Consider the following 20,662-nt stretch of genomic DNA (forward strand, 5'->3'; position numbering starts at 1 on the left):
CTACCTGGTTCCCACCACCTCCACAGCCGCATCCATGCGAAAGGATCTTGTGAGCGAGATCGCCGAATCCACCCAGTTGCTTCGAACCGCTGCCAAAGCCGCGGACGAGAAGCTCGGTACCGACATCATCGGCCTCGATGTGGGCTCCACGCTCTACATCACCGACGCGTTCCTGATCGTCTCTGCCGACAACGAACGCCAGATCGGCGCGATCATCGATGCCATCGAGCAAGAGGTTCAGCTCGTCCATGACCGGACTCCGCTGCGCCGCGAAGGCCGCGGAGGTGACTGGGTGCTCCTCGACTTCGGCGAGATCGTCGTCCACGTCTTCTCCGCCGAACAGCGCGAATACTATGCTCTCGAGCGGCTGTGGAAGGACGTTCCCGTCATCGATCTGCAGCTGCCCGAACCCGGCACCGACAAATGACGAAGACCGTTCTGTTCTGGCGTCACGGACAGACGGACTTCAACGTCGCCGGTCGCTTCCAGGGTCAGACCGACGTCCCCCTCAACGACACGGGCCGAATCCAGGCCGAGCAGGCCGCTCGGGTCCTCGCAGAGCTGAGACCCGGACTCATCGTCTCCTCCGATCTTTCCCGCGCCGCTGAGACGGCCGACAGCCTGGCGGCACTCATCGGTGTCGATCCCGTTCGCGACTCACGGCTGCGCGAGGCCGCCTTCGGGCAGTGGGAAGGCTCCACCCGCGCCGAGGTGGCCGAGACCTGGCCGGAAGAACTCGCCGAATGGGCGTCCGGAGCGGATGTCGCACCGCCCGGTGGAGAATCCCGTTCCCGATCGGGCCGCCGAGTCGCTGACGCCATCACCGAGACCGTGCAGTCTGCCGATGTTGAGACGATCGCGATCGTCGCTCACGGCGCGGTGCTGCGCGCAGCCGCCGAGATCCTCGTCGAGATGAACGGGACGGGACGCCTCGGCGTACTCGGGAACTGCGGACACGGAGAATTCATCTTCACCGGCACCAACTGGGTGCTGCGCAGCTGGGGCAGGTTGTCGAACTGACTCAGCTCTCCGGGTGTCGATGCGCAGCAACGGACCGGATGAGTTCGACGAGCGAGGCGGCCGAGGCCGCCCAATCGAAGACCTGTGACTGCTCCTGACCGGCTGCGGACCGTTCCGCCCACCTCTCGGCATCCGTGAGCCGGGTGACCGCCTGCGCGATCGACCGCGGATCCTCCGGATCGAAGTATTCGGCCGCCTCGGCGGCGATCTCCCGAAAGATCGGGATATCCGAAACGGCGACGGGCACGCCCTGAGCCATCGCCTCGATCACGGGCAGGCCGAAGCCTTCCTCACGCGAGGCCGTGACCAAGGCCGTCGACTTCTCGAGCAGACGCGCATACTCCTCATCGCTGACTCCCCGATGGAAGACGACCTTCGCCCGGTCGGGGATGAGGGCACGCAGCTGGGCCTCCCGCCGGCCCTCGATGCGACTGGCGAGGTGCAGAGTCCATCCCGGCAGATATTCGAGGGCGCGGATGAGTGATTCCACATTCTTGTACGGCAGAAAGGCGCCCATATAGATGAGCGTCTTCGCATCGTGACGGTTCACGGTGCGTGCTGAGGCGGCGGCCACCTCGGCGGCATTGGACACCACCTGCACCGGACGATTCGTCAGATGATGGGCGGCGATGAGGTCCTGCGTCGTCGCGGACACCGCCGCCACGGCATCAGCCCGGTTGAGCAGCAGCCGCTGCGGGACGAAGCTCAGGTGATAGGCCCGCCACAGCAGTCGGACCGGCAGCGGCAGGTCGCCGGGCGGCTTGGGGTGGGAGTAGTAGATGAGGTCGTGGATGGTCAGAATGAGTCCGTAGCGGCGGCCGAACGAGCCCATCGTCTGCATGGGGGAGAACACGACATCGGCGCCCAGGGCATTGAGCTTCCCGGCGATGGCCACCTCGGTGGGGGAGGTGGGGTCACCCAGTTCGACCCACGAACATTCGGGCAGAAGTGCCAGCTGGGCCTGATCGCTGATGATCACGGTGACGTCGATCTCCGTGCCTTCGACGGTCTTCAGCAGAGCTGAGAGCAGACACGAACCGTAGCGGGAGATCCCGTCGTGGTGAGTCGTGCGAGTGAAGCGCGCGTCGAAGAAGACTGACAGCCCAGGCGAGGTCTGAAGGCTCGTTGTGCTTTTGCTCATGGTACTCCGAGTCGATAGTCTGAATCTTCGAAAGTCTGTGTCTGTCACAATGCGCACTCTGCGCTGAAGGATCAGTGAGTGAAGGAATCATCACCTGTGCCCGCGGCCGTTGAGGCCCGCTCATGATCCTAACGCTAATAGCTCTGGCCGCACTGGTCGTTCTCACTCCTGTTCTCACCCGTCTGACCGGTCGGGAGAGCGGGTGGCCGCTCGCCATCGCCTACCTGGGTGTGGCAGCGCTGTTCACCCCCACCGCCGCCGAGGTGATGGCCGGGCGGAACCCGGAGGTGTCTTATCCGTGGATCCCCAGCTTCGGCGTCGACTTAGCCCTGCGCGCCGACGGGATCGGTGTCGTGTTCACCTATATCGCCCTGATCATCGGGGCCGTCGTCTTCGTCTTCTCGACCCGATACCTCAGCCCAGGACGGAACACGAGCTTCTACTGGCTGATGGTGATCTTCACGTTCTCCATGGTCGCCCTTGTGCTCAGCAACGATGTGATCGTGCTGTTCGTCTGCTGGGAGCTGACCTCCCTGGCGTCGTTCTTCCTCATCGCCCGCTCTGGATCTCCCGGGCAGGCACCGGCCCTGCGGACGATGTTCTTCACCTTCATCGGCGGCCTCAGCCTGCTCGTGGCCACCGGAGCGATCATCGCAGTGACAGGGACGACGAACCTCGCCGACGCGATCGGCTCCCCGGTGTGGTCCGGCCAGCCGAAGATCACGACGCTCGTGGCGCTGCTCGTGGGCATCGCCGCTATGACTAAGTCCGCTCAGTTCCCGTTCCACCCGTGGCTGCCGGACGCGATGGCCGCGGCCACCCCGGTCTCCGCGTATCTGCACGCGGCCGCCGTGGTCAAAGCCGGCATCTTCCTCATGCTGCGGTTCTCACCGACGTTCCACACCACACCGGCATGGAACATCCTGCTCATCACCGCGGGGCTCCTCACCGCCTGCCTCGGCGGCTGGTTCGCACTCAACCAGCATGACGTCAAGAAGCTCATGGCGTATTCGACGGTGTCACAGCTGGGTCTCATCACCGCGGTCATCGGCGTCGGCACCGAAGCCGCGATCGCCGCTGCCGCTCTCCATGTCATCGCTCACGCACTGTTCAAGTCCGGTCTGTTCATGATGGTCGGAGTCGTCGACCACCTCGCCGGCACCCGCGACCTCGCACGGATCCCGAGACTCATGCGCACCGCACCGGCGGCATTCGCGGTGATGATCATCGGCTGCGGGTCCATGGCCGGGATTCCGCCGCTGCTGGGATTCGTGTCCAAGGAATCGCTGTTCACCGCGCTCAGGCAGGCCCCCGGCGGCACCTGGGCCGGGTGGATGGCCCTGCTCGTGGCCGTCGGCGCCTCCGTGCTCACCTTCGCCTACTGTGCGAAAACCGTCTGGGGCAGCTTCATCGACGGTCGCGAACCCGAACCGCGTCACGTCCACCGCGGTTCCCCGGTCATGCTCATCGCCGCGGCCCTGCCGATCCTGGCCTCGATCCCGCTGAGCTTCGTCCTCTTCCTCTTCGACACCCCGCTCGACGCCGTGGTGCGGGCAGCTGCGCCGACAGCCACCGAACATGTGCAACTGGCGCTGTGGCACGGATTCAACATCGAACTGCTCGCGTCCGGCCTGATCATCGCCATCGGCGTGTTCATCATCCTCCGCCGTTCGCGCGTCTTCGTCTTCTTCCACAAGGCCACACTGCCCTTCGACGGCTCCGATGTCATCGACTCACTGACGACTGGGCTCAAGAGGCTGGGGCATGGACTCTCCGTCTTCGTCCGCCCGATGAACTCCGGACCCTACCTCGCACTGTCCCTGGGTGGGCTGAGCGTGATCGCTCTTGCTGCGATTCCCGTTGTCTTCGACGACCTGCCTCCGCTGCAGGATGACCTCAGCCGTCCCGTGGACGTCATCCTGCTCATCCTCATCGCCGTGGCGGTGCTCGTCCTGTGCACCTCGCATTCGCGTCTGACCACGGTCGTGGCGCTCTCGTCCATCGGCATTCTGGCCACTGTGCAGATACTGGCTCTCGGTGCCCCGGACGTCACCCTGACCCAGCTGCTCGTCGAAGCGATGACGATCATCGTCATCATGCTCGTGCTCCAGAAGCTGCCCCGCTCGTTCTGGCGATACCCGAAACGCCAGCAGGCCCCGCGACTGATTCTGGCGATCATCGTCGGTGCGTCCATGACCGGATTGACCCTGGCGCTCAACGGACGCCGGGAACGCTCCGATCTCGGCCAGTACTACCTCGACAAGGCCCCGGAGATCAGCGGCGGAGAGAACATCGTCAACACCATCCTCGTCGAATTCCGTGCCCTCGACACCCTCGGCGAGCTCACGGTCCTCGGCATGGCCGGCATCGCGATCGTCGCGGTGATGTCGACGGTCAAGGACAAGTTCATCGACCCGCCGGCTGAGAACATCCCGGAACCGCCGCGTCCCCCGTGGGTGTCCATCCGCCCCAAGGGCACCACCGCATATCGTGCCGTCCATGAGGCGTGGCCGAACGTGATCCCGCTGCAGCTGACTCTCAAGGTCCTCGGCCCGCTGCTGGCGCTGAGCTCTCTGGTGATCTTCTGGCGCGGCCACAACTCTCCGGGAGGCGGATTCATCGCCGCCCTCGTCGGGTCCGCCGTCATCGGACTGGCCTACCTGTCCACACCGAAGGACCGGACGATCGGTCCACCGCGTGCGCCCCTGCACCTCATCGGCTCCGGAGTAGCGACGGCCGTGGTCACAGGAATCATCGGACTCCTGTTCGCCGGCTCGTTCCTCAAACCCATGCACACCGAATTCGCCGGTCAGCACTGGACGACGTCGATGCTCTTCGACCTCGGCGTCTACCTGGCGGTGCTCGGCCTCATGCTGCTGTCGTTCAACCTCCTCGGCGTCTCCGACTCTGCGGCGACACCGGCCGGCGACGATGTCCTCACCAACGGAATCATCCGCCGCGACGTCGAGCGCACCCGCGAACGTGCCGATGAGCTGCTGTACGGAGAGCTGAGCGGCCCGATGGAAGCCATCCGCGGCGAACGACCCGAACGCAGCCGCCGCCTCGGTCCGGAAGAGGCCGAAGAGGCGAAGGTGCGGGCGAAATCGACTCATATCCTCCACGGGGACCCACCGGCCGGCGGAGACGAGGAGGACGCATGATCCTGGCACTGACGATCGGCGTGCTGACCGCCGGCGGCGTCTACCTCATGATGCAGCGGTCCATGGTCCGGGGAGTCTTCGGACTCACCCTCATCTCCCATGCCGCGAACTTCATCCTGCTGTCGGCCGGAGTCGGTGCGTGGAGAGGGGAACCTCTGGCAGGACGCGGAGACCTCGCCGAGGCGGCCGACCCGCTGCCTCAAGCCTTCGTCCTCACTGCCATCGTCATCACCCTGGCGGTGACGATCTTCATGCTGGCGCTGGCCGTGCTCGGCCATGACGACGACCAGAAACGCCACCCCGAGACTGGGGAGGAGCGCGACTCATGATCTCACCTCTGCTCCTCCTGCTCATCGGCGTCCCGCTGTTGGCCTCGGCATTGAGCGTGCTCATCACCTCACGCACCTTCGACCGGCTGCTGCTGCTTGCGGTTCCCGGGTTCGTCGGCGGCAGCGGCATCGCCCTCCTCGGCGTCCACGGCACGACCCCGGTGATCGCACACTCGGTGGGCGACTATGTCCCGGGCCTGGCGATCGTGTTCGTCTCCGACACGTTCACCGCACTCATGCTGGTGCTCACCTCGCTCGTCGCGTTCATCAGCAGCCTCTTCCTCGTCACCACCGGTGAGGACCAGTACCGGTTCGTTCCCGCGCTCATTCTGATGATGCTCACCGGTGTCTACGGCGCTCTGCTGACCGGCGATCTGTTCAACTTCTTCGTCTTCGTCGAAGTGATGATGCTGCCCGCCTATGCGCTCATCGCCGTCACCGGCACCTGGCGCAGGTTCGGCATCGGCCGCCTCTACGTGATGGTGAACCTGCTGACCTCGACGATGCTGCTCATCGGCGTCGGATTCGTCTACGGCGCCACCGGAACGGTGAACCTCGCCGTCCTCGCTGATGAGGGCCGACCGACCGGCCAGGCCGCGATCGCTCTGGGCGTGGTGCTGCTCTCGCTGTTCATCAAGGCCGGCGGCGCACCCTTCCATGGTTGGCTCGTGCGCAGCTATCCGAACACCTCGGCGGGCATGATGTCGCTGTTCTCGGGTCTGCATTCGAAGGTCGGGCTCTACGCGATCTACCGCATCTACACCACCGTCTACGGTGAACCCGCCCCGTGGGCGATCGTCATCCTCTTCGTCGCGGTGGCGAGCATCCTCATCGGTGCGATCTCCGGGTTCGGGCAGGTGCGAGTGCGCAATGTCCTCGGATTCCAGATGACTGCCGGAGTCGGGCACATCCTCATCGGCGTCACCCTGCTGACTTCGGCGGCTCTCGGCGCCGGCGCCTTCTACATGATCCACCATATGATCACGATGGCGGGTCTGCTGCTCATCATGGGCGCCGTCGAGCAGACCTACGGCACCGGTTCCTTCCGCAGACTCTCCGGACTGGCTTCGCGGGAGCGGTGGGCGACCATCCTCATGGTCCTCGGGCTCTTCTCTCTCATCGGCCTGCCGCCCGCCTCCGGGCTGTGGGGCAAGGTCGGACTCATCATCGCCTCCACGGACACCGGAGACGGTTTCGGATGGGTTCTCGTCGGAGCCATCGTCGCAGGCGCCCTGATCAGCCTGCTGGCTCTCCAGCGCACCTGGCGCAACACCTTCTGGGGACCGCCGATGCAGTCCTACCGTCCGGACTCTGCAGAGACCGGACGTGCCCCGGCCGAACCGATCATGCGCAGCGTGCGCATCCCGGCCCGTCTGCTGCTGCCCGCCACGATCATGATCGGTCTCTCCGTCGCGCTCTTCTGCTTCCCGGAGCCTCTGCTCGACCTCACGCACCGGGCAGCCGAGGGGCTGCTCGATCACGGCGACTACATCCAGGCGGTGATGACACCTTGATGCGGCTCATCCACGGCATCTCTTACGTCGGCTTCATCGTGTGGGCGATCATCACGGGTTCGTCGACGATCGTCGCCCGGCTCTTTCGTGCCGACTACGCCCAGCCGATGATCGTCGAACTCCCGCTGCGCTGCGCCACCGACCTCGAAGTCACCCTCTTCGCGTCTTCGATCACCATCACCCCCGGCACCCTGGTCACCGCGATCGCCGCCGGCACGTCGACGACCCCTCCGGTGATCTTCGTCCACGCCCTGTTCGAGGTGTCAGAGAAATCCGCCCTCGACGGGCTCATCGACATGGAGTCCCGTCTGCTCGCCATGACCCGCGGACGAGCACCCGGACCACACGCCGATTCGCAGGGGGACCGCCCATGATCATCATCGCAAGCATCTGCGCGGTCATCCTCGCCGCAGCCATCATCACCGGCCTCGTCCGCGTGCTCACCGCTCGCGACCAGGGTTCACGCGCCGTGGTCTCCGACCTCATCTACTTCTCGGCCATCGCGATCGTCACGATGCTCGGCATCGCCGTATCCTCGTCGATCGTCCTCGACGTGATCTTCCTGTCCTCCATGGTGGGGATCCTCGCCACGATCGCGCTGTCGCGCATCCTCACGAGGGGGCACCGCTGATGAACGAAGCACTCGCCACGACACTCGTCGGGATCTTCGGGATCACGGGGTCTCTGCTGCTGCTCGGCTCCGCCCTGGCGATGTTCCGAGTCCGCGACGCACTGTCCCGGATCAACGTGTTCTCTCCGGCCACCGGATTGGGCATGCCTCTCATCGTGGCCGCAGCCTATGTCTTCGACCTGTATTCGGCGGGATTCTCGTGGCCGTCGACGCTCATGGCCGTCGTCGCGGTGCTGTGCCTGATCATCGTCTCCTCGGTGGCCAGCAACACGCTCGCTCGTTCCGCCGTGCTCTCCGGACAGCCTGTTCACCGCAAGACGGACCCGAACCGGTTGGCTCACCCGCCCGACGGCGTCATCGACGACGACCCGGACGTCGCCGAGGCCTGATCGCGACGATCAGCTTCGCCCGGTGGTGCGCATTGTGATGTTGATCCTGCCTCCGCCGAGGTGGTCAAGCCGTCCGTGTTCGGGTGCGGTTCCCGGTCGGATCGATCTCACCCCGTGATAGGCGAAGCGGGCGGGCCCGCCGAAGACGAAGGCGTCCCCGGACGCGAGCCTCAGGTCCTCGAAGGGGCGATTGCGGTTCTGCGTGTTGCCGAACCTGAACAGGCACGTATCGCCGAGGGAGAGTGAGACGACGGGTGCAGGATCGAACTCGTCCTTGTCCTGATGCATGCCCATCTTCGCGTGTTCGTCGTAATAGTTCACGAGGGCGACATCAGGCTCGTATGCGCCGGGCTCGAATCCCCAGTCGACGGCCGTGCTCGGTGGGTGCTCGGCGTCGTCGCCGACTGCCTTCGTCGCAGCTTCAAGGACCTGGCGGCCCAATCGGGTCATCCAGTCGGGGAAGGGCAGGACCAGACGATCGTTGACGTCGGTGGCTCGTCGGTCGTAGCGGCCCGGTCTCCAATGCCACCCGAGCCCGATCGTTCTCACGCTCATCGGGTGTCCGGCGATCGTCGTCGCGTGCGGCGGGACCGGCCCCGACTGCCATTCTGCGTAGCGGTCGATGATCCAGACCTGTGCCTCGGGGGAGAGGAACCCCGGAACCCAGACCGCGCCCGGGGCGACGATCTGCGGGCGGCGGTCAAAAGCCTCATCGGCGAAGAGCGAATCCATGTCCACCAGGATGCCAGAGCCGACCCCGAAGACGGTCTCTCACTTCCGTTCGGTCACAGATCGCCCACAGCGATCTGCTCATCAGCCAGGCGCTCGGCGGAGACTTCCCTGCCGATGAGAGCGCGCAGCTCATCCCCGAAGTCCCAGACGTTGACGTTCATGGCCGCCGAGACGCGACTCCCGTGCAGCCAGAACACGATGAACTCACCGCTGGACTTGTCTCCGCGGATGACGACCTCGTCGTCGGCGCTGCCGAGTCCGACGTACTCCATGCCGAGGTCGAACTGATCGGTGTAGAAGTACGGCTGCCAGTCCTCAACCTTCGAGCCGCCGGTGATCGTCGAGGCGGCGACCTCGGCCTGGCGCACCGCGTTGTCCCAATGTTCGACCCGAAGGCGTTCGCTCCGGAGGACGTTCTGCGCGTTCGCGATATCGCCGATCGCCAGGATGCTGCCGTTCGAGGTGCGCATCTGCTCGTCGACGACTACCCCATTGTCCGTCGTCAGTCCCGCCGAGGCGGCGAGATCGACGGCAGGATCTGCTCCGATGCCGACGACGACGAGATCGGCGGGAACGCTTCCTGCACTGGTCTCGAGGGATTCGACGGCGTCGGACCCAGTGAAGGAGGTCGTGTCCGCCTGTTTGAGGAAGTTCACTCCATTGGTCTTATGGAGGTCTTCGAAGTAGGTGCCGATTTCGTCACCGAGCACGGATGCCAGCGGAGGAGCATCGGTGTGGAGGATGACCGTGACATCGCAGCCCTGGGTCTTCGCCGCCGCTGCTGCCTCGAGGCCGATCCAGCCGCCGCCGATCACCGCGACCTTCTTGCCGTCTCCGAACTGCGAACGGATCGCCACAGCATCACCGGCATCGCGGAGGGTGTGGACGTTGCCCAGCTGTGCGCCGGGCACATCGAGCGAGCGGGGAGTGGAACCGGTGGCGAGGATCGCCTGCCCGTAGCGCAGCTGTCGATCGTCATCGAGAATCACCATCTGTGCCGCCGGATCGATGCTTGTGACCGCGGTGCCGAAGACGGCAGTGACATCGTGTGCCGAATACCAGTCCTCACCGCGCAATGCGGATTCGGCGGGATCAGATCCCTCAAGCATGACCTTCTTCGACAGGTCGGGCCGGTAGTAGGGAGCGGCGGGATCGGCTCCGACCAGTGCGATCGAACCGACGTAGCCGGCGTCTCGCAGCGACTCGACGACGGTGCCGCCGCCGATGCCTGCGCCGATGACGACGGTTCCGAATTCCTCTGCCATAGCACGTCCTTTCGTTGAGGGGACTCAGTCTCGACTGTACTCGGGGAAACCAACGGTGACCAGGGAGCCCGAACGGGTTCGACCCCAGGTGGGAGTGCGCATCGGTCATTGCGGGTCTCGTTTTGGTCAGTGCTCCGGTAAAGGCGTAAACTCGTCGCCTGGAAGGGGCTTTAGCTCAGTTGGTAGAGCGTTTCGTTCGCAATGAAAAGGTCAGGGGTTCGATTCCCCTAAGCTCCACAATTGTCCTTGCCGCATCGGACGGTGCCGGTCTGACTGACCGTTCCTCGTCTGTGAGACGGCATAGATCCATGTCACCGGCAGAGGCGGCCCAGCGATGAAGATTCAGACAGGCATCATGTCCGGACTCCTCGGCGCCGCCGGGATCACACATTTCATTCGGCCCCGGCCGTTCGATTCGATCGTGCCACCTCGATTGGGCAATCCGCGATTCTGGACCTACGCCAGCGGCGTGGCCGAAGTCGGCTGTGCTGCGCTGCTCGCGGTTCCTGCCACTCGAAGACTCGGAGGTATGGCCTCAGCAGCACTGATGGTCGGGGTCTTCCCTGCCAATGTCTACACCGTAGTCAAACATCGGCGCGAGCCCAGAGCCCGGGCCATCGCGATCGCTCGGCTGCCGCTCCAGATCCCTCTTGTGTGGATGTCGGTGAGCGCTGCCTCAGACGCCTGACACTCAGCGCAGGCCTCAGACTCGCACCCCCGCCGATCGTGGCTCGGGCATCGGACCGTCTAATCGGCCTCTGCGATGTATTCGCTTCCACGGTCGACGCCGAGGGTTGCGACCAGATCTTCGTGCAGTTCGAACCAGACTCGGTGACAAGAATCCTGGTCGGTCTTGTCAATCAGATCGGACTCACCGGACGTGGCCCTGGTCAGTGCGGAATCGAATCGGGACGAATAGCCGTCGAACCTTGAGAGAACTGCAGTGAGGCGCTCAATCTGCGGACCGAGGAGTCGATTGAGAGCGGCGAGTTCATCGAGAATGCGTGTGTCCCAGTTGGCGTCGGTATGGTCGTTGGGGGCAAACCTGTCCGCCTGAGTCGGTCTGATCTGCCAGTCGGTGACTGCGCTCAGAAGGCGAGCGTTGAGAGGAAGGAACTCGCGATAGACGTCCTGCACGATGCCTCCCGGGTCTGCGTCCTGACGTTCAGCTGAGAGCAGTCGTTCGTTTTCGATTCTGCCCGCATCCGTGAGCGACCATCCGGCGAGGCCGGCGAACTCGGCGTGCTGCACCCAGCCCTCGCGTTCTGCCGCGCTGAGCACACGGATGACCTCGGAGTCCCGCGTTGCCGCGCGCTGTGCGACAGCGTCGAAGCCGGCGAATCCCAAGAGGCGGACGGCGTGAAGGATCATGAGATCGGGAGGCGATTGTCGAGTCACGGTCGGCTTTCCTGCTTGGCGCTGAGCCGGCTCACGTATTGTTGGCAGGCCTGCGGAGACCGGAACCCCATGGCATCGGCGATCTGCGCCCAAGTCAGCCCGTCGGCGCGGGCGGCGAACAGCAGGCCGATCTCCACGCTCTCGACCTCGGCGCGTGCACTCGGGAGGAGAGTCAAGGCGCCGAGCAGCTCATCCTGCGTCAGTTCGGACGAACGCCAGAGAGCGTACTGCGTTAGATCGATCGCAGTCGGCGAGCCACCTGGGCATTGCTGCCACGAGCGTGCCTCGAGCTGGTCGGCTCCTTTGTCGAGGAGAAGGCGGCGAGCGTCCTGCTCAGGTGAAGGCGGACGACGGTCTCTGCTTCCAGCCGGCTTGGGGTCGTGTTTGCTATCCATGACAGACATCCTCATACTATCAACATATTGTTGTCAACAGTTGATTGATGGGTGTAGCTATGTTGACCGTTCTCGCTGAGGCGACGCGGAAGGAATCAGGCGCCAAAGCAGCCGCGCTCGGAGCTCTCCTGCGAGCAGGATTCTCTGTGCCCGACGGATTCGTCGTCTCTGGCAGCGGGCAGTCGACCGGTCCAGCGGCAGAGACCGCGCTGCGCGAATCAGTTGTGCGTGCACTGGAGGGATCGGGAGATCCGGTGGTGGCAGTCCGGTCCTCGGCACTGGACGAAGACACTGTGGCGGCTTCGGCTGCAGGACAGTACGAAAGCGTCATCGGCGTGAAGGGACCAGACGAGGTCTGCCGGGCGATCGCAACCTGCAGAGCCTCTGCGCACTCCATGCGAGCAGTCGAGTATCGATCTCGCACCGGGCACCTGAAATCTCGTTCAGCAGAGATGGCGGTCATCCTTCAGCCGGTCATCGAGGCGGACGTGTCCGGAGTGCTGTTCACTCCGCGAGCGCCCGGAGAACCGACCCGGTTCGAAGCTTCGTGGGGACTCGGGCTGTCCGTCGTAGCCGGAGAGGTCACCCCTGATGCATATGAGGTCAAGTCGGACGGATCGATTGCCTGTTCGGTCGGAAGCAAACGGACGCGAATCGATCTGGACCACGAGTGGGGGAGAACCGTCACGAGTGCGGTCGACGCCGATAGGCAAGCGTCGCGGACCCTCGACGATGCCACGGCAGCCGCCTTGGCTGAACTCGGAGAACAGATCGCCGAGGTAGTCGGAGAGCCGCAGGACGTCGAGTGGGCCATCGCCGACGGCACGGTCTGGATCCTTCAATCTCGCCCGATCACCGCAGCACTTCCTGCAGCAAGGCATCACACCGCATCCGAACAGGCAGGCAGCCTGAGTGGCACTCCCGGATCCCACGGAACAGTCACCGCCGAGGCACGGGTCGTCCACGGTCCGTCTGACTTCACCTCCGTGCGCCGTGGCGAGATCCTGGTGTGCCCCTTTACCGATCCGGCCTGGACCCCGCTGTTCGGCATCGCAGCCGGCGTCATCACGGAGACCGGCGGGGCGCTGTCCCATGCTGCGATCGTCTCGCGAGAATACGGACTACCGGCCGTTCTCGGCATCACCGATGCGACCAGGCGCATAGCCAGCGGTGATCGGATCACGATGAACGGATCAGTCGGAACCGTCATCGTCACCGGAGACGCACCCTCAGACCGCGAACAGGGACGAGACTCAGGACGGACTCATGGCCACCAGGTACCTCTACATCGCCCGTCACGGCGACGCTGACGCGTTCGGAGATCTCACTGACACCGGGCGTGAACAAGCGCGTCTCTTGGGGCAGCGTTTGGCGCATCTGCCGATCGGGGCGATTTGGCACTCACCCCTGCCACGCGCAGGCGACAGCGCCGAGCAGCTGAACATCTTCCTCGCCGGAGCCGCTCCTGTGCGTGCAGCCGAGGAGCTGATCGACAATATCCCCTCCGTGCCGAAACCTGAAGAGACCCCGCAACCGTGGGAACCCTTCTTCGATGGCTTCGACAGGGAGTCCGCCGAGGCGGGGCGAGCCCTCGCGCAGAGACTGACGACAAGGTTTGCGAAGGAATCCGAAACGGATGCTGACCTTCACGAGGTGCTGATCACTCATGCCTATCCGATTGCTTGGCTCGTCCGCCACGCTTTGGACGCACCCGAGGCGAGGTGGCTCGGACTCAACAGCGCCAATGCCGCTCTGACCGTGATCGAATATCGTCCGGGACTGCCGCCGAGCCTTGTGCTGTTCAACGACATGAGCCATCTGCCACCCGATCTGCAATGGACAGGCTTCGCTCCGACGCTGCGTCCCTGACCTATTGCACCCGGAATCGTTCCGTGACATATTCGTGCAATGGACGGGACTTCTCCGCACGACTCCCGGGCACTGTCGGGTCTTCACTACTCAGCGGCGACTGCCGCCTTCCAGATCGAAGGAGCTCGCGCCGCCGACGGTCGGGGCCGCAGCATCTGGGATGACTTCGTCGACACCCCCGGCAATGTCAGCGACGGCAGCACCGCCGAACCGGGTCCCGACAGCTATCACCGCGTCGATGAGGACATCGCATTGCTGTCCGGCCTCAGCGTCGACCGTTACCGATTCTCGATCTCCTGGACCCGCGTCATCCCCGACGCCGGGACGAACGGAACGGTCCATGCTGCCGGCCTCGACTACTACGACCGCCTCGTCGACGGGCTCCTGACCGCCGGCATCACACCGGAACCGACCCTCTACCACTGGGATCTTCCGGTCGCTCTCGAAGCCGCCGGCGGATGGCTGGCCCGGGACACAGCCCACCACTTCGCCGACTATGCGGCGACCGTGGCCGGCCGCCTCGGCGATCGGGTCCGGCACTGGTACACGATCAACGAACCGGCCTCGACCTCCCTGCAGGGATACGCGCTGGGGGAGTTGGCCCCGGGCCGGACGTTGCTCTTCGAGGCTCTGCCCACCGTCCACCATCAGCTCCTGGCCCACGGCCTCGTCGCTCCCATGCTGCGCGAACACGGTGCCCTCCAGGCCGCACCGACACTCAACCACAGCCTCATCCTCCCCGCGGCAGACACGGATGCCGACCTCGCCGCGGCCGGTCTGCTCGACGTGATCATGAACCGGCTCTTCACCGACCCGCTGCTGCTGGGGGAGTATCCCGACCTCAGCGCCTTCGGTGTCGAGATGCCGGTCGCAGGCGACGATCTGGACCTCATCGCCGCCCCGAACGAGGTCTATGGGTTCAACTACTACAACCCGATCACCGTGCGCACCGCGGACGGGGATCTGCCCTTCGAGATGATTCCGACGCCCGGCGCTGCGACCACCGGGTTCGGTCCGATGTGGCCGATCCGCCCCGATACGATGCGCGACTTCCTCATCGACATGGACGACCGCTACGGGGCACAGCTGCCGCCGATCATCATCAGTGAGAACGGGGCATCGTTCCCCGAACCGGCGACCACCACGACCGAAATCGTCGATTCCGAACGCATCGACTACCTGTCCTCCCACCTCGGCGCCGTCCTCGAAGCCAAGGCCGCCGGAGTGCGCATCGACGGATACACAGTGTGGTCGCTGCTGGACAACTTCGAATGGGCTAATGGCTGGACCCAGCGCTTCGGTCTCGTCCACGTCGACATGGACACCGGGACCCGCACCCCGAAGTCCTCCTATCGCTGGTATCGGGATCTCATCTCCGCGGCCAAGGCATGAGCGATCACCTGCGCCGAGGCGGCACCGCAGCAAACGTGCGCGTGTCCCCGATGTGGATGGTGTGGTTCACCCTCGCCTGGCTGGCCATCTGGACGGTGCAGCTCACCCCGGTGCAGCTGCTGCTTCCGCTGCAGCTCGACACCCAGAGCGGTCACTGGATCGACGGAGTCGTGTGGTCAGGGCTGGTGCTCTCTGTCGGCGGACTGGCCGGAATCGTCGCCGCCCCGCTGGCCGGCCGATTCTCGGACCGGACACGCTCACGGTTCGGCAGGCGCCGACCCTGGGCGATCGGCGGCTCGGTCCTCGCCGCGATCGGCCTGCTGCTCACGGGCAGCGCAGACGGTCCCGCGCTCGTCGGGGCGGCCTGGGTGGTCACCTCGGTGGGAGTGTCCGTGGCCTCGGCGGCACTGACCGCCCTCATCGCTGATCAGCTCGATGGCCAACGCGGAGCGGCATCGGCAGCAGCGAGCTCGGCACAGGCCATCGGCATCGTCGTCGGCGTCGCAGCGATCGTGCTGCTCGGGCTGACCACCGGGGCATCGTATGCGGTGCTGGCCGGCTTCATCTTCGTCGTCGGGACCGTGACCGCCGTCCTGCTGCCGGATCCTCGCCCGCCACACGAGGCGGTGCTTGCCTTCCACACGCGACGGGAACTGCCCCGAGCACGGATCTCCTCGCTCGTCGATCCCAGCTTCACGCGGCTGCTGATCAGCAGGTTCATCGTCAATGTCGGCAATGCCTTCGGCACGTCCCTGCTCCTGTTCTTCCTGCTCTACGGGATAATGATCCCCGCCGCCGAGGCGGAGGACAGACTGCTCTTCCTCATCGTCATCTACACGGTCTTCGTCGTCGGTGCCTCGATCGTCGTCGGCATGATCACCGACAGGCGAGGCAGCCGACGACTCTGGACAATCGTGGCAGCGCTCGTCCAAGCATGTTCCGGAGTCATCATCCTCATCAGCCCGTCCTTCACCACCACAGTTGTGGCTGCGGCAGTGATGGGCGCCGGATACGGGGCGTATATGGCAGTCAGCCTTGCACTGGCCACTGATCTGCTGCTCGACCCGGATGACCACGCCCGCGACCTCAGCCTCGTCAACAGCTCAGCAAATCTCGGGCAGCTGGTCGGTCCGCTCCTGGGAGCCGGGCTCGTTGCGCTGGTCGGCGGGTTCTGGCTCCTCTTCGCTGCGGCCGCAGTGGTCTCCGTGCTCGGCGCAGGACTCACACTGTCGGTGCACCCTGCGCCGCGTGTCTGAGAGCCGGAATGACGGACTCCGGGCCCCTGGTCAGATTCGGCGGACGGTCAGGACAGGCCGAGGAGTCTGCCGCTCTTGGACAGCTCGGGATCCGTGCACGAGGACAGGTCGAAGCAGCAGGGACGACGTTTGCCTGATTCGAGTTTCGAGATCGCCACTTCCACACGACGTGCACGCGTATCGGCGTTCTTCGTCGACTTGATCCAGCGAACCCATTCCCATCGGGCCATCGGGGTCAGACCGGTCCACACATCGTTCAGATCACCGGCCGCGTCGAGAGCTTCTCGGAGATCGGCGGGAACAGTCACCTCCGGCCAGTTCTTCGTCGGAGTCAGGCCGACTTCGACCACGGCATCTTCTCTCGCACCGAGTTTCCTCCATTGGTCCTCATCGAGGCTGATCCAATGTCCGCGTCGACCATCGGGCTCGATGACGGTGGTGAACTCGATGCCGTCGAGGGTGCCGGTGACTGCGACCTGCCCGCGGGAGGGCAGCCGATCGCTGGCCTCCTGCGGCAGCCGCAGAATGGGGCGGTCGCTCAGCACCTCGGTGACAGCAGTGAAGGTGACGTCTGAGGCCGTGGCTTCGGGTGTGGACATAGCAGCTCCTCGAATGATCGATGCCAGGCGAAGTGTCTGGCGAGTTCGGATGCAGCAGTGACTTTCAGAATAGCGCCCCCGTCCGTCTCTGGCTTCTCGAATCCTGATGAGGTGACGGACGTCCGGCTGCTGCGGACCGACGGAACCGGTCCGCAGCAGAGGGGTCATCGATCAGCCGATCGCGCGACCGACCCAGTCCGGGCGGTTAGTCTCGATCTGCGTGATCCGCTCGGTCACAGGCGCGAGGAAAGGCACGACGCGGTCCTCGGCTTGGTCGACGTGCAGAGCCATGATCTCCTCTGTGGACACGAGCCGATCACCGACGTACATCTCATAGGCCAGGTGCAGCTTCTTCTCACCGACACTCACGAGATGCGGTACGACGGCGAGTCGGTCACCGAGGGCCGCCTCGTCGAGGTAGCGGATATGGGATTCGACGGTGTACAGGGACGCCTTCGCCGACTCCCGATAGGCGGCATCGAGGCCGAGCTGATCCATCACCTGATCGGTGGCGAACCCGAAGACGAGGACGTAGAAGGCCTCGGACATGTGCCCGTTGTAGTCGATCCACTCCGGAACCACCTCGGTGACGTAATCATCGAGGCGGCCGGTCACACCCATGGTCGCAGCGCGGACGGAGACAGATGCCTCCGAAGCGGACTCTGTGTCCCGAGGCTCGGCGAGCTGGGCGGTGAGTCGGCGCAGGGCGATGATCCCGGCATCACGATGAGCGACGAGGTCGGGAATCGTCCGCGGTCCGGCTTCGACTTCACATCCGGCCACGACGTCGTCACGCAGCGACTGGCTGAGCTCAGGTGCCGTCAGCCGCGTCCACGGTGACTTCAGTGAGGGGCCGAAATGGTCGAGCATATGCGCCATCCCGCCTTCGCCTCCGGCGAGGTGGAAGGTGAGCATCGGTCCCTGAAACGGCCAGCGCAGACCGGGGCCGTCGGTGATCGAGCGGTCGATCTGTTCGACTGTGGCCTCTCCCTGCTCGACCATGTGCAGCGCCTCTCGCCACTGCGCCTCTTGGAGGCGGTTGGCGATGAAGCCGGGGACCTCCCGATCCATGCGGATCACGGACTTGCCGATGTGGGAATAGAACCCGGCTGCCCAGTCGACTGCAGCGGCCGAACTCTGCGCTCCGCCGACGACTTCGACGAGGGGGATGAGGTAGGGAGGATTGAATGGGTGTCCGACGACGAGTCTCTCGGGGTGGATCGCCTCGGTGGCCATCTCGGTCATGCTGTAGCCGGAGGTGGAGGAGCCGATGACGACGTTCGGTTCGCATGCGGCGTCGATCTGGGCCAGCAGCCCGCGTTTGAGTGCCAGGTCCTCCGGTGCCGACTCCTGGACGAAGCCGGTGCCCGCGACTGCCTCGGCGAGGTCGGTGTGCACAGACCAAGCGGTGCGATCGGCCTCGTCGACCATGTCGAGCTCCGCCAACGCCGGCCAGGCGGCGTCGAGCAGGCGGGAGAACTTCTTCCCGGCGTCGGGCGCGGGATCCCAGATCTTCACCCGATACCCCTGGGCGAGGAGATAGGCGGCCCATCCGCCTCCGATGGTTCCCGCGCCGATGCAGGTGACGGTGTCGATCGCGGCGAAGTCGGGGAAGACGGAGGACTCGGGCGCGGTGGTTTCGGTCACAGATCGCCTCCGGTGATGGACGGGGTCTGTACGCGCAGGTCCAGGATTTCGCGGGCCTCATCCGGGGTGGCCACCGACGAACCGAGACTGGTGATGATGTCGACGGCGCGAGCGGTCAGATCGGCGTTCGTGGCCTTGACCCCCTTGGACAGGTAGAGGTTGTCCTCGAGTCCGACGCGTGCGTGACCGCCGGCGAGTACGGACTGAGCGACCCACGGCAGCTGGTTGGCGCCGATGGCGAAGGAGGTGAATTGGGCGCCCGTCGGCAGCATATTCACCATCGCTGACAGCAGACCGGGGTCGGCGGGTGCGCCGTAGGGGATACCCATACACAGCTGGTACAGCGGCGGGGCGTCGATGAGGCCCTCCTCGACGAGGACGTTGGCGAACCACAGATTGCCGGTGTCGAAGATCTCGAGTTCCGGCCGCACGCCGAGGGTCTGGATCCGCTTCGACCCTTCGCGGAGCATGTCCGGTGTCGAGACGTAGAGGTTCGAACCTTCCCCGAAGTTGAGGCTGCCGCAGTCGATCGTGCAGATCTCGGGCAGCAGCTCCTCGACGTGTGGGAGGCGGTCGAGGGCATTGATGAGATCGGTGCCCGGCATCGTGGTCAGCGGGTCCTGCGGGTCTATGACGAGGTCGCCGCCCATTCCGGCAGTGAGGTTGATGACAGGGTCGACGTCGGAGGCGCGGATACGGCGGACGACTTCCCGATAGTAGGCGACCTCGCGTGAACCCTGTTTGGTCTCGGGGTCGCGCACGTGGATGTGGACGACCGAAGCGCCGGCACGGGCCGCCGCGATCGCGTCGTCGGCGATCTGCTCAGGGGTGACTGGCACGTGATCGCTCTTGCCGGTGGTGTCCCCGGCTCCCGTGACGGCACAGGTGAGGATGACTCTGCGGTTCATGATGACTCCTTGGGTCTGTCGGCGGATCTGTCTGTTTCATCTGTGGTGTCGGCGGTCGTCGCCGCTGGCGCGGCGACGGACGGGTGCATGATGGAGCGGTCGAGATAGGAGCGCAGGCGCAGTGAGAAGGTGTCGATGTCCATCACTCCGGTGAGCACTTTGATGCCGAGCCCGTCGAGCAGCGAGGTGAGCTCATCGGCCATGGCACGTGGGTCGCCGGTTCGAAAGCAGCCGGTCCGCTGACCGTCTTCGATCGTCGTCTGCACGGTTTCGGACCAGCGTTCGTAGCTGAGCGGATAGTCGGTCAATGCCGAGTCCTCAAGCGTCAGCCGAGCCCAGGTCTGCAGCCAGATCGACCATTCCCCGCGCTCCGTACGGCCCAACGGCGACTGCAGCTCGAGGAGCCGTTCGAGCCTGTGGGCGGGATCGGCGATGTCATCGAGCCAGGCGATCTGCCGGTCGAAGGCCAGCTTGACCGAAAAGTCGAGAGCGGCGTCGAAGAGCTCGGACTTGTTTGCGAAGTAGTAGTGGATGCTCGGCGCGGAGACGCCGGAGGCCGCAGCGACATCGGCGATGCGCACCGCGTCGAAGCCGTGTCGGCCGAAGAGCGTCCAAGCTGCCTCGGCGATGCTGCGCTTCGGTGTCGCCTCCTCGTCGCTGCCGAAGGCGGTCGTCGAGGTCGGCGGGAGCGCAGAGACCGGCGATTCGTCGCCGAGCAGCCACCGCACGGTCACCCCGGTCGCAGTGGCCAGACCCAGCAGCTCCTCGGCGGTGAACCGGCGCCGCCCGGACAGCGCCTTGGACAGCTTCGTCTCGTCGATGCCGAGCGCCTCGGCGACGCGGCGCTGGGAGAGACCTGCTCCGGTGATGGCTTCCTTGGCCCGGCTCGGTGTCGACTCGGGAGGGTGGTCGGCGCTCATAGGGCGAATGTACCCGAGTGCACGACCGAATCGCAAGATATTATGACTGAAAATCAGAACTTGCGATCGCTTCTCGCGAACCGCACAATTCCCTCG

At 65.0% G+C, this 20,662-nt stretch carries 22 protein-coding genes and 1 tRNA gene; 14 read left to right on the plus strand and 9 right to left on the minus strand.

The window, feature by feature from the left end; all coding sequences use genetic code 11:
* The first annotated feature begins 49 nt into the window (after positions 1-49).
* Together rsfS and EB835_RS09010 are read left to right on the plus strand one after the other, a co-directional pair.
* Entirely contained in the window at positions 50-427 is a 378-nt protein-coding gene (gene rsfS, locus EB835_RS09005; RefSeq protein ID WP_240688648.1) for a ribosome silencing factor, read from the plus strand.
* Positions 424-1,020: a histidine phosphatase family protein gene (locus tag EB835_RS09010; RefSeq protein ID WP_135809139.1), complete on the plus strand. Its 597-nt coding sequence runs from the start codon at positions 424-426 to the stop codon at positions 1,018-1,020. The genes rsfS and EB835_RS09010 overlap by 4 nt, the downstream gene beginning before the upstream one ends.
* Before the next feature lies 1 nt (position 1,021).
* Here EB835_RS09010 and EB835_RS09015 read toward each other — a convergent pair whose 3' ends face one another.
* Entirely contained in the window at positions 1,022-2,161 is a 1,140-nt protein-coding gene (locus EB835_RS09015; RefSeq protein WP_205749902.1) for a glycosyltransferase family 4 protein, read from the minus strand.
* 122 nt (positions 2,162-2,283) lie between these two features.
* Here EB835_RS09015 and EB835_RS09020 point away from each other — a divergent pair, with 122 nt between their 5' ends.
* The 6 genes from EB835_RS09020 to EB835_RS09045 are packed head-to-tail and all read left to right on the plus strand — an operon-like array spanning position 2,284 to position 8,185.
* Entirely contained in the window at positions 2,284-5,322 is a 3,039-nt protein-coding gene (locus EB835_RS09020) for a DUF4040 family protein (protein WP_135809140.1), read from the plus strand.
* Positions 5,319-5,651 carry a sodium:proton antiporter gene (locus tag EB835_RS09025; protein ID WP_135809141.1) on the plus strand — a complete coding sequence of 111 codons (333 nt, stop codon included), beginning with the start codon at positions 5,319-5,321 and terminating at the stop codon, positions 5,649-5,651. The genes EB835_RS09020 and EB835_RS09025 overlap by 4 nt, the downstream gene beginning before the upstream one ends.
* A complete protein-coding gene (locus EB835_RS09030) occupies positions 5,648-7,165 on the plus strand; it encodes a monovalent cation/H+ antiporter subunit D family protein (protein WP_135809142.1) in 1,518 nt (505 codons plus the stop codon). Before EB835_RS09025 ends, EB835_RS09030 begins: the two co-directional genes overlap by 4 nt.
* Positions 7,165-7,539, plus strand: a complete 375-nt coding sequence (locus EB835_RS09035; protein ID WP_135809143.1) for a Na+/H+ antiporter subunit E — start codon at positions 7,165-7,167, stop codon at positions 7,537-7,539. Before EB835_RS09030 ends, EB835_RS09035 begins: the two co-directional genes overlap by 1 nt.
* A complete protein-coding gene (locus EB835_RS09040; protein ID WP_135809144.1) occupies positions 7,536-7,796 on the plus strand; it encodes a monovalent cation/H+ antiporter complex subunit F in 261 nt (86 codons plus the stop codon). Before EB835_RS09035 ends, EB835_RS09040 begins: the two co-directional genes overlap by 4 nt.
* On the plus strand, positions 7,796-8,185 hold the full coding sequence (locus EB835_RS09045; RefSeq protein ID WP_135809145.1) for a cation:proton antiporter: 390 nt from the start codon (positions 7,796-7,798) through the stop codon (positions 8,183-8,185). The genes EB835_RS09040 and EB835_RS09045 overlap by 1 nt, the downstream gene beginning before the upstream one ends.
* Before the next feature lie 9 nt (positions 8,186-8,194).
* On the opposite strand, the gene EB835_RS09050 is transcribed toward EB835_RS09045, so the two are convergent.
* Positions 8,195-8,917: an alpha-ketoglutarate-dependent dioxygenase AlkB family protein gene (locus EB835_RS09050; protein ID WP_135809146.1), complete on the minus strand. Its 723-nt coding sequence runs from the start codon at positions 8,915-8,917 to the stop codon at positions 8,195-8,197.
* A gap of 53 nt (positions 8,918-8,970) precedes the next feature.
* Positions 8,971-10,182, minus strand: coding sequence for an NAD(P)/FAD-dependent oxidoreductase (locus tag EB835_RS09055; protein WP_135809147.1), 1,212 nt, complete (start codon positions 10,180-10,182; stop codon positions 8,971-8,973).
* A 164-nt stretch (positions 10,183-10,346) separates the two neighbouring features.
* On the opposite strand from EB835_RS09055, the gene EB835_RS09060 reads away from it, so the two are divergent.
* Together EB835_RS09060 and EB835_RS09065 are read left to right on the plus strand one after the other, a co-directional pair.
* Positions 10,347-10,419: transfer RNA gene (locus tag EB835_RS09060), tRNA-Ala, on the plus strand.
* 97 nt (positions 10,420-10,516) lie between these two features.
* Complete coding sequence (locus EB835_RS09065) at positions 10,517-10,870, plus strand: DoxX family protein (RefSeq protein ID WP_168216680.1); 354 nt, start codon at positions 10,517-10,519, stop codon at positions 10,868-10,870.
* Between the two features lie 59 nt (positions 10,871-10,929).
* On the opposite strand, the gene EB835_RS09070 is transcribed toward EB835_RS09065, so the two are convergent.
* Both EB835_RS09070 and EB835_RS09075 read right to left on the minus strand, forming a co-directional pair.
* A complete protein-coding gene (locus tag EB835_RS09070; RefSeq protein WP_135809148.1) occupies positions 10,930-11,580 on the minus strand; it encodes a transcriptional regulator in 651 nt (216 codons plus the stop codon).
* A complete protein-coding gene (locus EB835_RS09075) occupies positions 11,577-11,975 on the minus strand; it encodes a DNA-binding protein (protein ID WP_135809149.1) in 399 nt (132 codons plus the stop codon). Before EB835_RS09075 ends, EB835_RS09070 begins: the two co-directional genes overlap by 4 nt.
* Positions 11,976-12,034: 59 nt before the next feature.
* Between EB835_RS09075 and EB835_RS09080 the strand changes: the two genes are divergently transcribed.
* The 4 genes from EB835_RS09080 to EB835_RS09095 are packed head-to-tail and all read left to right on the plus strand — an operon-like array spanning position 12,035 to position 16,492.
* Positions 12,035-13,285 (plus strand): PEP/pyruvate-binding domain-containing protein, encoded by a 1,251-nt coding sequence (locus EB835_RS09080; RefSeq protein WP_135809150.1) that lies wholly within the window; start codon positions 12,035-12,037, stop codon positions 13,283-13,285.
* Positions 13,242-13,844, plus strand: coding sequence for a histidine phosphatase family protein (locus EB835_RS09085; protein ID WP_135809151.1), 603 nt, complete (start codon positions 13,242-13,244; stop codon positions 13,842-13,844). The genes EB835_RS09080 and EB835_RS09085 overlap by 44 nt, the downstream gene beginning before the upstream one ends.
* Positions 13,845-13,883: 39 nt before the next feature.
* Positions 13,884-15,236 (plus strand): glycoside hydrolase family 1 protein, encoded by a 1,353-nt coding sequence (locus tag EB835_RS09090; RefSeq protein WP_135809152.1) that lies wholly within the window; start codon positions 13,884-13,886, stop codon positions 15,234-15,236.
* Positions 15,233-16,492 carry an MFS transporter gene (locus tag EB835_RS09095; protein ID WP_240688649.1) on the plus strand — a complete coding sequence of 420 codons (1,260 nt, stop codon included), beginning with the start codon at positions 15,233-15,235 and terminating at the stop codon, positions 16,490-16,492. Before EB835_RS09090 ends, EB835_RS09095 begins: the two co-directional genes overlap by 4 nt.
* A 47-nt stretch (positions 16,493-16,539) precedes the next feature.
* On the opposite strand, the gene EB835_RS09100 is transcribed toward EB835_RS09095, so the two are convergent.
* From EB835_RS09100 to EB835_RS09115, 4 genes are all read right to left on the minus strand, one after another.
* Complete coding sequence (locus tag EB835_RS09100; RefSeq protein ID WP_135809153.1) at positions 16,540-17,091, minus strand: YdeI/OmpD-associated family protein; 552 nt, start codon at positions 17,089-17,091, stop codon at positions 16,540-16,542.
* 171 nt (positions 17,092-17,262) lie between these two features.
* On the minus strand, positions 17,263-18,738 hold the full coding sequence (locus EB835_RS09105; RefSeq protein ID WP_135809154.1) for a 3-hydroxyacyl-CoA dehydrogenase NAD-binding domain-containing protein: 1,476 nt from the start codon (positions 18,736-18,738) through the stop codon (positions 17,263-17,265).
* Positions 18,735-19,646 (minus strand): beta-keto acid cleavage family enzyme, encoded by a 912-nt coding sequence (locus tag EB835_RS09110; protein ID WP_135809155.1) that lies wholly within the window; start codon positions 19,644-19,646, stop codon positions 18,735-18,737. The genes EB835_RS09105 and EB835_RS09110 overlap by 4 nt, the downstream gene beginning before the upstream one ends.
* Positions 19,643-20,566, minus strand: a complete 924-nt coding sequence (locus EB835_RS09115; RefSeq protein WP_135809156.1) for a TetR family transcriptional regulator C-terminal domain-containing protein — start codon at positions 20,564-20,566, stop codon at positions 19,643-19,645. The genes EB835_RS09110 and EB835_RS09115 overlap by 4 nt, the downstream gene beginning before the upstream one ends.
* Positions 20,567-20,662: the final 96 nt, after the last annotated feature.

It is taken from the genome of Brevibacterium sp. S22 (assembly GCF_004745485.1).
Classification (GTDB): domain Bacteria; phylum Actinomycetota; class Actinomycetes; order Actinomycetales; family Brevibacteriaceae; genus Brevibacterium.

What these genes read in the sequence shown, in the direction of transcription:
- EB835_RS09050 (WP_135809146.1), bottom strand. Translation starts at nt 8,917, where the DNA reads ATGGATTCGCTCTTCGCCGATGAGGCTTTTGACCGCCGCCCGCAGATC.
- EB835_RS09075 (WP_135809149.1), bottom strand. Translation starts at nt 11,975, where the DNA reads ATGGATAGCAAACACGACCCCAAGCCGGCTGGAAGCAGAGACCGTCGT.
- EB835_RS09045 (WP_135809145.1), top strand. Translation starts at nt 7,796, where the DNA reads ATGAACGAAGCACTCGCCACGACACTCGTCGGGATCTTCGGGATCACG.
- EB835_RS09010 (WP_135809139.1), top strand. Translation starts at nt 424, where the DNA reads ATGACGAAGACCGTTCTGTTCTGGCGTCACGGACAGACGGACTTCAAC.
- EB835_RS09030 (WP_135809142.1), top strand. Translation starts at nt 5,648, where the DNA reads ATGATCTCACCTCTGCTCCTCCTGCTCATCGGCGTCCCGCTGTTGGCC.
- EB835_RS09065 (WP_168216680.1), top strand. Translation starts at nt 10,517, where the DNA reads ATGAAGATTCAGACAGGCATCATGTCCGGACTCCTCGGCGCCGCCGGG.
- EB835_RS09020 (WP_135809140.1), top strand. Translation starts at nt 2,284, where the DNA reads ATGATCCTAACGCTAATAGCTCTGGCCGCACTGGTCGTTCTCACTCCT.
- EB835_RS09090 (WP_135809152.1), top strand. Translation starts at nt 13,884, where the DNA reads ATGGACGGGACTTCTCCGCACGACTCCCGGGCACTGTCGGGTCTTCAC.
- EB835_RS09040 (WP_135809144.1), top strand. Translation starts at nt 7,536, where the DNA reads ATGATCATCATCGCAAGCATCTGCGCGGTCATCCTCGCCGCAGCCATC.
- EB835_RS09115 (WP_135809156.1), bottom strand. Translation starts at nt 20,566, where the DNA reads ATGAGCGCCGACCACCCTCCCGAGTCGACACCGAGCCGGGCCAAGGAA.
- EB835_RS09055 (WP_135809147.1), bottom strand. Translation starts at nt 10,182, where the DNA reads ATGGCAGAGGAATTCGGAACCGTCGTCATCGGCGCAGGCATCGGCGGC.
- EB835_RS09095 (WP_240688649.1), top strand. Translation starts at nt 15,233, where the DNA reads ATGAGCGATCACCTGCGCCGAGGCGGCACCGCAGCAAACGTGCGCGTG.
- EB835_RS09085 (WP_135809151.1), top strand. Translation starts at nt 13,242, where the DNA reads ATGGCCACCAGGTACCTCTACATCGCCCGTCACGGCGACGCTGACGCG.
- EB835_RS09035 (WP_135809143.1), top strand. Translation starts at nt 7,165, where the DNA reads ATGCGGCTCATCCACGGCATCTCTTACGTCGGCTTCATCGTGTGGGCG.
- EB835_RS09110 (WP_135809155.1), bottom strand. Translation starts at nt 19,646, where the DNA reads ATGAACCGCAGAGTCATCCTCACCTGTGCCGTCACGGGAGCCGGGGAC.
- EB835_RS09100 (WP_135809153.1), bottom strand. Translation starts at nt 17,091, where the DNA reads ATGTCCACACCCGAAGCCACGGCCTCAGACGTCACCTTCACTGCTGTC.
- EB835_RS09025 (WP_135809141.1), top strand. Translation starts at nt 5,319, where the DNA reads ATGATCCTGGCACTGACGATCGGCGTGCTGACCGCCGGCGGCGTCTAC.
- EB835_RS09080 (WP_135809150.1), top strand. Translation starts at nt 12,035, where the DNA reads ATGTTGACCGTTCTCGCTGAGGCGACGCGGAAGGAATCAGGCGCCAAA.
- EB835_RS09015 (WP_205749902.1), bottom strand. Translation starts at nt 2,161, where the DNA reads ATGAGCAAAAGCACAACGAGCCTTCAGACCTCGCCTGGGCTGTCAGTC.